The organism is bacterium (genome assembly GCA_030693205.1).
Classification (GTDB): domain Bacteria; phylum Patescibacteriota; class Minisyncoccia; order JAHIHE01; family JAHIHE01; genus JAHILZ01.
Genome location: JAUYBG010000015.1, coordinates 1 through 12,581 on the forward strand (window position 1 = coordinate 1; position 12,581 = coordinate 12,581).

Consider the following 12,581-nt stretch of genomic DNA (forward strand, 5'->3'; position numbering starts at 1 on the left):
TACGCTCCCGCGATATCGTAAATCGGCAGCAAGATCGCTGCCACCAAAATCGCGGCTGCAACGCCCAGCGCCAAAATGATCATCGGCTCGATAAGCGAAGATATGTTTTCAACCACGCCATTTACGTCTTTGCCGTAAAAATAAGCGATTTTTTTCAAAACCACGTCGAGCTTGCCTGTTTTTTCGCCAATTCTCATCATCGTCACCACCATCGGCGGCACCAATTTCTCGTTTTTCTTAAAAACCGAACTTATTGTTTCTCCGGTTTTAACTTTTTTTACCGCGTCCATGATCATTCTTTTATAAGCGGTATTATCGATGACATTCGCTGAAATATGCAAAGCTTGTATCATCGCGATGCCGCCCGACAATAAAGTGCTCAAATTTTCCGCGAATTGAGTGATATAAATTTTCTTGTAAAGTCCGCCGAACACCGGCAGTTTTATTTTTATTTCATCCCATACTTCATTGCCTTTTTGATATTTAAACCAGTATCTTACGAACCAAGCGATTCCCGCCGCCGCTATCAATAAGAGCAACCAATAATTTATCAGCGCGTCGCTCACGGCGATCAAAATTTTGGTGATAAACGGCAACTCTTTGCCGCTTTCCTCGAACATTACGGTAATTTTTGGAACGATATAAACCATAAACACTATTCCCACCAAGCCGAAAACCGTCACAATAACAGCCGGATAAATAAGCGCGCCTTTTACTTTTGATTCCAATTCCGCTTCTTTTTCCAAATGATCCGCGAGATACACAAGCATTCCTTCCAAGTCTCCCGAAGCCTCGCCGGATTTAATCAAATTGATGTAGAATAAAGAAAAAGTATCCGAGTAGCGGCCAAGCGCGGCGGAAAACGTCATCCCCGCTTCCACGCTTGAAGCTATTTCATAGATCATTTCCTTGAACACTTTGTTCTCGCTCTGGTCTACGATCGCCCGAAGAGCTTGCACCAGAGAAACCTTGGCTTCGATCAATATCGCCATCTGCCTGGAAAATATAGCCAAATCTTTTTTCTTAATTTTGTAATAGAAAGAAAAATATTTCTCCGCGAACGAAGTAGTCGCGCTATCGGAAGATTTAATTGAAATAACCACCAAATTATGGCGCTGTAAAAATTCTATCGCCGCTTTTTCATCGGACGAGTCTACCACTCCCGCTTGAATTTCGCCGTCTTGCGTTCTTGCTTCGTAATTAAATTGCATAGGTTTATTATAATTAAAAACTTACTTTTGCAGCAACATTCTTAGATCTGAAGTATTTAAGGAATAAATTTCAGCGTTTTCCAGAGAAATTATGCGGCTTTTGACCAAACCGGCCAAAGATTTATTCAGCGACACCATGCCGGCATCCGCGCCCGTATCGATAACCAGATCCAGCTGATGGGATTTTCCTTCCCGGATCAAGTTCCTAACCGCGGGATTGGCGATCAATATCTCCAAGGCCGGCACGCGGCCGGAATCGATCCTTGGAATCAGCCTCTGGGAAACGATCCCCAGCAAACTTCCGGACAATTGCATTTTTATCTGATTTTGCTGGCCGGCGGGAAAACTGTCTATGATGCGATCTATCGTTTGCGAAGCATTATTGGTATGCAAAGTGGCAAATACCAAGTGCCCGGTCTCGGCGGCGGTGATCGCGGTGGCCATAGTTTCCGGATCGCGCATTTCGCCCACCATAATAATATCGGGATCTTGCCTGAAAGTCGCCCTTAAAGCGGAGCTGAAAGACATGGCATCGTGATAAACTTCGCGCTGATTGATAATACAGCGATCCGGCTTGAACAGATATTCGATCGGATCTTCAATGGTTATGATATGGCTATTTCGGTTTTGATTGATGTAATCGATAAGAGCGGCCATGGTGGTCGTCTTGCCGTGTCCCGACGGACCGACGATCAAAACAAACCCCTGGGAAGGCCTGGTCAGATCCAAAAGCATAGACGGCAAATCCAATTCTTCAATCGTCCTGATTTTCGCGGGAATCAATCTCAAAGCGGCGGCCAAATATCCTTTTTCATAAAACACATTGATCCTGAATCTCGCCTTATCGTCGAAATTATAAGAAAAATCAACTTCTTTTTCCTTCTCAAGAATCTCTTTTTGCCTATCGGAAAGCATACAGTAGATCAAATCTTTGATGCTGGCGGGATTTAAAATTTTTCCCGGCATATATGGCACAAGATCCCCGTCTATTCTCAGCGTGGGATAACGGCCTACCGCCAAATGCAAATCACTGGCGCCCTGCTCCGAAACAGCCGACAGCAAATTTTTTAAATTAATGGTTGATACACTTGATAAAACCATGATAATAATTAATGATTTAAGATTTAAGATTTAAGAAAAAACTCCAACTCGTTCATAAATCGTAAATCATAATTCATAAATCTTGCAAATTATCCTTCATCGTCTTTTGATACTTCAAAAACCTCTTCCACCATCACGTCCCCTCTTACCGCTTTGATAATTCCTGATTGCCGGATAGTGATCATATCTTGGCGCTTCGACTCTTTTATAACCGCCTCCTGCGAAAGGCCGTCCGTAATTATTTTTGCCAATTCTTTCGTCATTTCCAGCATTTCATAAAGGCCGATCCTTCCTTTGGTTCCTTTATTCTGGCAGCGCTTGCAGCCGACTCCGCGGGAAAGCTTGATGGGGCGCTTGTCAATAAAACTGCCGATCTCTTTTCTCCGCGCGGCGCTAAGCTGAGAAATTTCTTTTAAAATCCTGGTTTCCACTTCCGCCGAAGGAGCGTATTCTTCCTTGCAATATTTGCAAATTTTTTTTACCAGCCTTTGCGCCACTGCGATATTCACAGAAGATGCCAATAAAAACGGCTCTACGCCCATATCTATCAAGCGCGGTATCACGCCTATCACGTTATTCGTATGGATAGTGGACAGAACCAAATGCCCGGTCAAGGCGGCATGAACCACCAGTTCCGCTGTTTCTTTGTCTCTTATTTCACCGACCGAGATCACATCGGGATCCTGACGCATGATCGAACGGAGCCCGGAAGCGAAAGTATAGCCGATTTCCGGCCTTATCTGGCTTTGATTGATGCCGTTAATATAATATTCGATCGGGTCCTCCAGAGTGATAATATTCGTACCGTCCTGATTTAAGATCGATAAAAGAGCATAAATAGTGGTGGATTTTCCGCTTCCGGTCGGTCCGGATACCAGAATAGCGCCAAAAGGCTTTCGAATGTTCTCCAGGATCATCTTGCGATAATGGACGCCCATGCCCATATTTTCCAAATTCTGGATGCCTTGGTCTTTATCTAAAATTCTCAACGCGACTTTTTCACCCCTGGAAGTCGGAAGGCTGGAAACGCGAAAATCTATAAATTTGCCGTCAAGATTAACCTGAAACCTGCCGTCCTGAGGCTTTCTCTGCTCATCTATTTTCAGATTGGCTAATATTTTAATGCGAGAAACAATTGGGAGCTGCAGCGATTCGGGAAGTTCGGAGCTCGTTTGCAGCACGCCATCGATCCGATTCCTGACTCTCAATTTTCCATCCACCGGTTCAATATGAATATCGCTCGCCTTCGCATCCACCGCGGAGCGCAAGATCATATCCACGATCTTGCTTACCGGCGCTTCTTCGGTCAAAACTTCCGAAAGTTTTATCACGCCTGAGTCCACTTCCGATTTTTTATCAGCGCTTTGAATATCTTCGAGCGCTTTTTTTACTTCCGTATTTATAATATGATACTGCTTGAAAGCGCTTCGAAAGCTTGCTTCGGAACAAATATAAGTTTCGATTTTTTTCCCTTTCTGCCAGGTGAAAAATCTTAAAGCTTCCTGGGCTTTTGCGTCTTCAGGATCAAATTGAGCGACTTTGATCTTTTCATCATCGGAAAAAAAAGGAACAAACTGATAATGCGATGCCGCTTCTTCGGGCACCTGGCTCAAAATCTCCGCGGGAATATATTCTTCTCTCAGGTCAACATAACCAATATTAAAAAAAGCTGCCTTGATCTTTGCCACATCCTCTTCGTCAACGCTTTTATTCTCTATTAACGCGTCTTCCAGGACCAAACCATGCTCCTTTGCCACTTTTTTTGCGCTATCAATAGCCTCTCGCGTTGCCGCTTTTTTTTTCAGCAATAATTCAATAAGTTTCTCATCGCTTAAAAGAGGCATAATCTATAATTATTAATCCATTAAATGTTTAGCAAAACTAAAATATATTCCGATTGCCGATTTCATCCGCTCCAGCGTTAATATTATAACTGGAAGATAACAACAAATCGCTAAATGCTTTTTCCTTTATAAAACCCAGATTCTTGGCGGTAAAACTTTTAAATTTTCCGCCGCTCAACAATTTAGCGATATTTTCCTCCTCCGGAGGCTTGTATAAATAAGTTTTTAATTCAATATTATAAGAATATGCTTTTATCTCTTCGCCCGTTTCGCTCACGGCGGAGTCAGCCAAAAAATCGACAAAAACAATATCCGTTATCCGCAAATTCTTCTCGATCGCGTTCAAAAAATTCTTAAAAGAAGGATAGCTGCCGCGCAAAGAAATTTTGACGCTTCTTGAATCAAAGTCGTATTTTTTGGGCGCAACGCCTTCCGGGTTTAAATATTCACTTCCGGAATCGATTTTTGCTTCAAAAACTATTCTTAGGGTTTCTAAGCCATTGGCGCTGGCTATATTATCTATATTGGATAATAAATTAGCCTTGCCTTCGTCAACAGGCAAAATTGAATCAAACTTGCCGATAGTCTCTTTGTTTTTTTCAGTGAAATCAACAAATTCAGTTAATCTTTTCAGCGTATCTTCCGAGTCTTTCGTAATTATTTCTTGAGCTTTGATCTTATCCTGCAAAACGCCGGTTTCCGGATAAACATTGAATATTTGCCAAATCAAAACAACCGTTATTATCAAAAAAACAATTGCCGTAATTTGTGTGCCTTTTATATTCATATTTATTTTTTGAAATAATACAAAATTATATAACGATAGAATGATCCATTCTTCAGGCTATGGCGCCACCACATTGACTGTTCTGGTCGCTGTCTGAGAATTTCCGGCAGCATTGACGGCGCTATAAATCAGGGTGTAAGTTCCGGCAACATTCGTATCTACCGAGCCGGTTGTCGTTACCGGAAGAACTCCGTCAACTCCGTCAACCGCGGATGCTCCGGCATCGGAATAACTGGAGCCGACTGTTATTTTGATCAAACCGGAATCTGATAATGTAATAACCGGCCGAACGGTTATTATCTTCGAATCAAGGCTTAAGTTAAGTGAAAACGCAACCTTCGCGTTTTTTTCCAATGTAGCTTCACTAAAAATCACATCCTTTATTTCTTTGGATTTTTTAAAAATTATCAATTGCTTCGCCAGCGCGTTATAACTATCCGCCTTGCCCGAAAGAGACACATTAATCATATTATCAGCGCCGATCTTCTCGGAAAATTTATCATACGAAACGCTTTTGATGGTCAGCTTCTCCAGTAATTCATAGATTTTTGACCCGTAGAAATGGTTCGACAATATTGACTTGATGCTTTTCCCTTTTGTAACGGCGGCGGCTACCGCTGAAAGCTCTTCTGTTGTTGAGATCTTGGAGATCTTTTCCTGGATATCCGCGCTTTCTTCCTCAACTGTGTTCAATTGTTTTTTAAGAAAAAAAGTATTGTAAGAATAAATGCCAAGATAGACTATGAAGCTGATAATTAAAAAAATAAGAATAATTGAAAAATAAAAAGGCCGCCTCGATTCTCCTCTAGCAGTGACATCCTCTTTCCTGGGCATTAAATTTATTTTTATTGCCATGGTCGTTGCACTAAGTTAAAAATTAAAAACTAAAATTTGAAATTTAAATTTTTTATTTTTATTTACAGCTCTCTCATTGCCAATCCGACCGCAATGGAAAAAGAAGGCGCTATTTCTTTTAGAACTTGTCCGAGGCTTGGCGGATCATAGCTGATTCGCCCCCAAGGATCTCCGATGCTGACAGGCAAGTGCAAATTCTCCGAAAAATACTCGACCAATCCGGGCAAACGCGCGGAGCCGCCGCACAAAATGACTCTCTCGACTTTTTTATTGCTTTTATAAAAATATATGCTGTTTACCCTTGATATTTCGCTGGCGATCAGGCTGACCACCGGCAGAATTATCTGATTGACGGAACTGTCGTTTTCGCTTTTCGCGTTTAATAATCCTCTGTCTCTTTTCATAATTTCCGCCCGCTTAAAATTGATATTCAGAGCATGAACCAGAGCTCTGGTGATCTCGTTTCCGCTGGTATCCAATCCCTTGTTAAGCATAACATAGCCGTTATCCACCACCAGAATATTGGTCACCTTGGAACCGATATCCACGATAATGGTCGGGGTCAGATCATCTCCAATAAGCGAACGAGACAAAGCGAATGATTCGAGCTCGATCGCTTTTAAATTCAGATTGGCGGCTTGAGCGATTTCAGCATATTTATTCGCGACTTCTTTGGGAATAGCCACAAGAAGAACTTCAATTTTTCTGATTGGATCCTCTCCGCTAACCTCAGACTTGTTTTTCCTGCCGATAATATTCCAACCCAAGATCACTTCACTCACGGGAACGGGGATATATTGCCGCGCTTCATAAGGAATTGATTCTTCCACCTCCGAATAAGGCATATCGGGCAATTCCATTACCGCGGAAAAAGTGGAAAAAACGGGAACCGACAAAATTACGTCCTTAGTAGTGACTCTCGATTTTTCAATCAGGTCTTTTAGTAAATCTACGACCTGGCCGCCCAAAAGATGTATGGAACTCGTCTGAAGCGTGCTTTGCAAGAGTTCTATTTTTCCATAGGTTTCAAGCAAGCCGTATGCCTCGAGCTTGACCCGCTCTTCTTCCAATCCAAGCTGCACTATCTTAACGCTGGAAGTTCCTATATCTATACCCGCGTAGCTTTTGTGTTTTGCTTTTAAAAAATCAAACATGGAACTTTATTTACCCTGTTAAATAATTTCGCTTACGGTGAAATCCCGCAAAACAGGATTTAACGGGGTGAGTTTTATAACAATTTATACCTCTTCGATCATTATTTTTTTTGTCTTGCTTCCGATCAATTTCAATAATGTTATTTTCAACACTCCTTTTTTGATGACCGCCTTTATATCATCGACATCCACTTCGCACGGCAAAATAATTGAACGGGAAAATGGCCCCCAAAAGCATTCGGAGACAAAATAATTGATATTTTCAGCCGAGTCTATGCTTTTTTCCCTTACGCCTTTTATCATAAGCACGTTGTTCGATACCGATATATTGATATTTTCCGGATTAACTCCGCCGATGATCGATTCCACGACGATCGCAGAGCTTGTTTCGTAAACATCAACCGCCAATTGGCCTTCCTGGACTTCTTTGGGATTTTCTTCGGTTTTAAAAGGGGATTCTTCTTTAACCGCATCTTCAGCCTTCAAAGATGCTTTTTTCCCGCCGGAAATTTTTTCAAAAAAAGATTGTTTTTCTTTCACCATAAATTTTGCTTAAAAAAATTACTTATTGATCTGTGACTAACTTATTAATAAATCATAATCTTAGCATATTATACCTTTTTCTTGTTTTTAAGGCAAATAGAATAGATATTACAATATTGAAATATTAAGATATTAGTTAAAATAAAGAGAGAAACAATATCTTAATATCTTAATGATTGGTGCATTAATGTTTTCTTTTTTTCTTCCAGCTTCTTTATTGCGTCATAGCTGTTTTTTAATTTTTCCCTCGTATCCGCCACTATTTCTTTCGGGGCTCTTTCAATAAAATTTTTATTAGCCAAATTTCTCTCAGCTTCAGCGATCTTTTTCTCGTTTTCCTTAATTTCTTTTTCAACTCTCACAAGCTCTTTTTCCGCATCAATCAATCCTTCCAGCGGCAAATGGATTTCCACGCCGTCAATAAACGCCGAGATCACTTTTTCGATCTTTTCCTTTTTTAATTCAATAACCAGATCTTCCAGATAACTAAGTTTTTTAATGATACCGGCTTCTCTGTTGATCAGCCCTGTTTTTTTGCCGGCAAAGATCGCCTTGATCTTTTTCCCCGGTTCGATCTTATTTTCAGAACGCAAGTTCCTGATCGCCACAATGGAATTCCTGATCAAGCTGAAATCGGCGATGTCGCTCTTGCCGGCCTTAAATGAAAACTTCGGCCATTTTTCCGTCATCAACATAGTTTCATTGAACTTGCTCCAAATTTCTTCCGTCACAAAAGGAGTGAAAGGATGCAAAAGCTTTAATAAAGTTTTTAAGCAATGCGTGAGAATGGCGTCTTTTGACTTTTTTTCCGCCTCTCCCCGCTTGGATTCAATTTTGGCTATTTCCAAATACCAGTCGGCAAAATCGTCCCACATAAATTTCGTGATCTCTTCGCCGGCCGCGCTGAAATTGAATTTATCCAGATTTTTTGTTACGGATCCTGCCAGTCCGCTTAATCTCGCCAATATCCATTTGTCAGCCAGAGTTAATTTTTTCTTATCGATTTTTTTTATATCGGTATTATGATCCGCCGAATCGATATTAAACAGGATAAAACGCGAAATATTCCAAAGCTTGTTGGCAAAATTCCGGTAGCCCTCCACTTTTTCTTCGTAGAATCGCGCGTCGTTTCCCGGAGTCGTACCGATGATCAAGCTTAATCGCAAAGCATCAGTGCCATATTTTTTTATTATTTCCAAGGGATCTATCCCGTTTCCCAGAGATTTAGAAAACTTTCGACCGTCTTTATCTCTTAAAATTCCATGAATATAAACATCTTTAAATGGAATTTGATCAATGGTATAGGTAGACATCAGTATCATTCTCGCCATCCAGAAAAAAATTATTTCCGAACCCATTTGCATCCAGCTCGTCGGGTGAAAATCTTTAAAATCTTTTGTTCTGTCTGGCCACCCTAATATGGAAAAGGTCCAAAGCCCGGAAGAAAACCAAGTATCAAGAGTATCAGGGTCCTGAATCCACCCAAAAGTTTCGATAGGCTTTTCCCCAACGTGCCGCTCGCTTTCTTTATTATTTCTTTTAATTCTGTTTTTTTGAACCCAATCTTCATCAAATAAACCTTTCTCTTTAAGTAAATTAATATACTGTCTACCTATTTGAATTTCACCTTTTTTCCATGATCCCCATGTCGCATCTTTATTTTCTTCGTTAATTTTCCATGAAAATTTATTAAATTCGCTTTCATTTTTAAAACCAAGCTTCTGAAAAATAACATTTTCATTGAAATAAATTGCTTCCATCTCACTCCCAACTTCTGTTTTATACCAAACCGGAATTCTATGCCCCCACCACATTTGGCGTGAAATGCACCAATCCCGCAAATTATCAATCCAATTCAAATAAATTTTCTGAAATCTATCCGGCGTGATTTTTATTTTCTGTTTTATTTTGCCATTGTGTCCAATTGTCACCGCTTCACGCATCAGGTCTTTCAAGCTTTTTTTCTTGCTTGCTTCGCCTAATTTAGGCGAGCCCGGAATTTTTTTGTTAACATCCACAAACCATTGCGTCATTGGCAAAACATCCACCACATCACCAAAACGATCCGATGTGCCGACGTTTTGCACGATATCTTCCTCTTTTTCCAGCAATCCTTCCTTTTTCAAATACTCAACGAATTTTTCCCGCGCTTCATCTACTGTCAATCCGGCATATTCTTTACCCGCTTCCGCGGTCATTTTTCCGTTTTCGCCGATTACTTTGATGACGGGCAATTTATTTTTTTCAGCCATTTCGAAATCGATCATACTGTGCGCCGGAGTCACGCCAAGTGCGCCAGTACCAAAAGCCGAATCAACATTTTTATCGGCAATAATTTTTATTTGCAAAGGTTTAGCCGCGCCGATATCTATCGTAAATTTTTGACCGATATATTTTTTCCATTTTCCTTCCGGATGCACCGCCACCGCCGTATCGCCTAGTTTAGTTTCTGGCCTAGTGGTGGCGATCGGAATTGGAAAATCCTTGGAATATTTAAAAGTGTATAATTTTGCCGGACGTTCAATATGAACCAATTCATCGTCAGAGCAAGTCGATTGGCCTTTGACTGACCAATTAACAACCCTGTATCCCCGATAAATCAAACCATCACGATACATTTTGGCAAAAACTTCATTCACTGCCCGGCTTCTCGGCTCGTCAAAAGTATAAGCCAAGCGATCCCAGTCGCAGCTTGTACCCATTTTGCGGATTTGCGACAGAATCATCGCTTTCGATTTTTCGGAATAATCGCGAATGATCTCCAGTAATTTTTCCCGGCCTAATTCCTGCCTGGGGTTTTTATATTTTCCGGATTTAACCAGATCTTTTTCCACTTTGGCTTGCGTGGCAACCGCCGCGTGATCAGTGCCAGGAATTAATAATGCCTTTTTGCCTTGCATTCTTTGATACCGGATCATCGTATCCATCAGGGTATTTTCCAGCGCGTGCCCTAAATGCAAAATTCCCGTCACGTTCGGCGGCGGCATAGCAACAGAAAAAACCTTGGCGTTTTTGGGCAAATCCAAATTATCCGGATTAAACACGCCGGATTTTTCCCAAATTTTATAAATTTTATCTTCAACCTCTTGCGGATTGTAAGCTTTTGGAATTTCAGGCATAAATTTTATTTTTTATCTTTAGATCGGACTTGCTGTCGGACTAGGCGACAAGGACGCTTCAGGACTCGGAGACAAAGACGCTTCTGGGCTGGGACTTGGACTCTGAGAAGCCACAGGCGTTCCAAATTCTTTCTCGTAAAAATCCCTGTCTTCGATCTTTATCTTTCCTTTAACCAAATCCCATTCTTCCTGAACATATTTCCCTGTCCCGCCGGCGATCAAAGGGCTGTAGCCGCTTTTAATTTCCTGCAGATCGTTGTATCCATCGCCATCCGTATCGGCTTTGGTTATATAAGTGCCGAGAACTTTTTCAATCGCGTCAGGCAAACCATCTTTATCAGAATCCAAATTTTTATCAACTGCCGGAGTTGGCGTAGGAATAACCGCGGCCGGAGAATTTATCGGTTCGGAATTATTGTCTTTTGTGTAAAAATAATATCCACCAATAATAATTAGGATCAAAACTATCGCGATCAATATGAATTTTGAATTTTTACCGCTTACCAGCGGAGGTTTTGGACCTTGTACCTCGGCGGAAGCGAGTTTGAATTGTTGGCCATTATGCTGTGCGTTCATATTTATTGAGGGTTTAAAAGTATTTTCCGAAGCCGGCGGAGCTTGCGATATCGGTCGCGCCGGAGGAGCAGCGGAAGAAACAAAAGAAGCGAAGGGAGCAAGCGGCACAGGAGGCGCAGGGGGCACGGGAGAAACAGGAAGATCGGGAGGAATGGAAGAAATAGGAGGAAGATTAACGTCACTTTTATCTTCGTTTTGATTATTAGGATTCGATGGTATTGGATCCATAGAATTTATTTATTTAATAAATATTAACCTAATTTAAGCTTCGCATCCGCTTGTACGCTTTTCCAATTTCCCGCCTCGCCCGCTTTAAACCTGAAATATCCCGCTAAGGCGATCATCGCTGCGTTATCATTGCTATATTCTTTTTCCGGAGCTAAAAATTTCACTGTTGGCAATTTTTCCTTTAAGGATTTTTTTAACTCTCGGCGCAGCGCTTGATTGATGGAAACTCCTCCGCCGATGATCAAAGTTTTAATTTTGTATTCTTCGGCCGCCCTGATAGTCTTATCCGCCAAAACATCTATTACTGCGGCTTGAAAAGACGCGGCAATATCGGAAATGTAAGTATTCCGAATGCTTGGCAAAACTTTTAATTTTAAATCGAGAGACTCTAGGGTATACTTAACCGAGGTTTTAAGGCCGGAAAAACTAAAATCGTAATTGCGGCTTTTTGCCATCGGGCGGGGAAAATCAAAAGCCTTAAAATTTCCTTTTTCCGCCAATTCTTCTATTTTCGCGCCTCCGGGATAACCCAAACCCAGCATTTTTGCCACCTTATCAAAAGCTTCCCCTGCCGCATCGTCGCGAGTTTCACCCAATATTTCATACTTTAACCAATCTTTAATTAATACCAATTGCGTGTGCCCTCCGCTGACCAAAAGCGCCAATGCAGGTAATTCAAACAATTTTTCGTTTTTCGTTTTTCGTTTTTCGTTCGTTTCAAGCAAGCTTGAAACGATATGCCCTTCCATATGATTAACCCCGACAAGCGGTTTTTTCAAGCCCCAAGCCAAAGTTTTTGCCGCGCTCACTCCCACCAAAAGCGCCGGAATCAATCCCGGACCTTTCGCCACCGAGATCAGATCAATTTTATCTAAATCTTTTGATGCCGTAATTTTTGCGAGCTTCAGAGCTTTTTCCAAAACTAAAATAATGTTTTTCTGGTGCAATTTAGCCGCCAGCTGAGGCACTACTCCGCCGAATTTTTTATGTTTGGCGATCTGCGAGGAAATAACATTGGCCAAAACTTTGATATTCGTTTGCCCGTCTTTCTTTTCAATGATCTTTAGAACCGCCACGCCAGTTTCATCGCAAGTAGATTCAATGCCAAGAATAATCATAAAATCATTTTAACATTTAAACATTCTAGCATACTAACGAACATT

The 12,581-nt window shown here is 41.2% G+C and carries 10 protein-coding genes; all 10 read right to left on the reverse strand.

The genetic code is table 11. The features are described from left to right. Positions 1-1,211, reverse strand: a 1,211-nt coding sequence (locus tag Q8N37_03655) for a type II secretion system F family protein (GenBank protein ID MDP3057586.1), incomplete at its 3' end; no start/stop codon positions are given. Between the two features lie 21 nt (positions 1,212-1,232). Beyond that, positions 1,233-2,312, reverse strand: coding sequence for a type IV pilus twitching motility protein PilT (locus tag Q8N37_03660; protein ID MDP3057587.1), 1,080 nt, complete (start codon positions 2,310-2,312; stop codon positions 1,233-1,235). An 89-nt stretch (positions 2,313-2,401) separates the two neighbouring features. Beyond that, positions 2,402-4,156, reverse strand: a complete 1,755-nt coding sequence (locus Q8N37_03665) for a GspE/PulE family protein (protein MDP3057588.1) — start codon at positions 4,154-4,156, stop codon at positions 2,402-2,404. A 37-nt stretch (positions 4,157-4,193) separates the two neighbouring features. Continuing rightward, on the reverse strand, positions 4,194-4,943 hold the full coding sequence (pilO, locus tag Q8N37_03670; GenBank protein MDP3057589.1) for a type 4a pilus biogenesis protein PilO: 750 nt from the start codon (positions 4,941-4,943) through the stop codon (positions 4,194-4,196). Positions 4,944-5,000: 57 nt separating this feature from the next. Beyond that, the gene (locus Q8N37_03675) at positions 5,001-5,798 is read right to left on the reverse strand and encodes a DUF5011 domain-containing protein (protein MDP3057590.1); all 798 of its coding nucleotides are present in this window, start codon (positions 5,796-5,798) and stop codon (positions 5,001-5,003) included. 62 nt (positions 5,799-5,860) lie between these two features. Next, on the reverse strand, positions 5,861-6,952 hold the full coding sequence (gene pilM / locus Q8N37_03680; protein MDP3057591.1) for a type IV pilus assembly protein PilM: 1,092 nt from the start codon (positions 6,950-6,952) through the stop codon (positions 5,861-5,863). 84 nt (positions 6,953-7,036) lie between these two features. Further along, entirely contained in the window at positions 7,037-7,495 is a 459-nt protein-coding gene (locus Q8N37_03685) for an Hsp20/alpha crystallin family protein (protein ID MDP3057592.1), read from the reverse strand. 161 nt (positions 7,496-7,656) lie between these two features. Next, positions 7,657-10,614: a valine--tRNA ligase gene (locus Q8N37_03690; GenBank protein MDP3057593.1), complete on the reverse strand. Its 2,958-nt coding sequence runs from the start codon at positions 10,612-10,614 to the stop codon at positions 7,657-7,659. Between the two features lie 18 nt (positions 10,615-10,632). Next, complete coding sequence (locus Q8N37_03695; GenBank protein ID MDP3057594.1) at positions 10,633-11,418, reverse strand: hypothetical protein; 786 nt, start codon at positions 11,416-11,418, stop codon at positions 10,633-10,635. A 23-nt stretch (positions 11,419-11,441) separates the two neighbouring features. Continuing rightward, the gene (gene tsaD, locus Q8N37_03700) at positions 11,442-12,536 is read right to left on the reverse strand and encodes a tRNA (adenosine(37)-N6)-threonylcarbamoyltransferase complex transferase subunit TsaD (protein ID MDP3057595.1); all 1,095 of its coding nucleotides are present in this window, start codon (positions 12,534-12,536) and stop codon (positions 11,442-11,444) included. Positions 12,537-12,581: the final 45 nt, after the last annotated feature.

Bases quoted from the DNA above. Each gene is read 5' to 3' on its own strand.
- Q8N37_03660 (MDP3057587.1), bottom strand. From the start codon at position 2,312: ATGGTTTTATCAAGTGTATCAACCATTAATTTAAAAAATTTGCTGTCG.
- Q8N37_03665 (MDP3057588.1), bottom strand. From the start codon at position 4,156: ATGCCTCTTTTAAGCGATGAGAAACTTATTGAATTATTGCTGAAAAAA.
- pilO (MDP3057589.1), bottom strand. From the start codon at position 4,943: ATGAATATAAAAGGCACACAAATTACGGCAATTGTTTTTTTGATAATA.
- Q8N37_03675 (MDP3057590.1), bottom strand. From the start codon at position 5,798: ATGGCAATAAAAATAAATTTAATGCCCAGGAAAGAGGATGTCACTGCT.
- pilM (MDP3057591.1), bottom strand. From the start codon at position 6,952: ATGTTTGATTTTTTAAAAGCAAAACACAAAAGCTACGCGGGTATAGAT.
- Q8N37_03685 (MDP3057592.1), bottom strand. From the start codon at position 7,495: ATGGTGAAAGAAAAACAATCTTTTTTTGAAAAAATTTCCGGCGGGAAA.
- Q8N37_03690 (MDP3057593.1), bottom strand. From the start codon at position 10,614: ATGCCTGAAATTCCAAAAGCTTACAATCCGCAAGAGGTTGAAGATAAA.
- Q8N37_03695 (MDP3057594.1), bottom strand. From the start codon at position 11,418: ATGGATCCAATACCATCGAATCCTAATAATCAAAACGAAGATAAAAGT.
- tsaD (MDP3057595.1), bottom strand. From the start codon at position 12,536: ATGATTATTCTTGGCATTGAATCTACTTGCGATGAAACTGGCGTGGCG.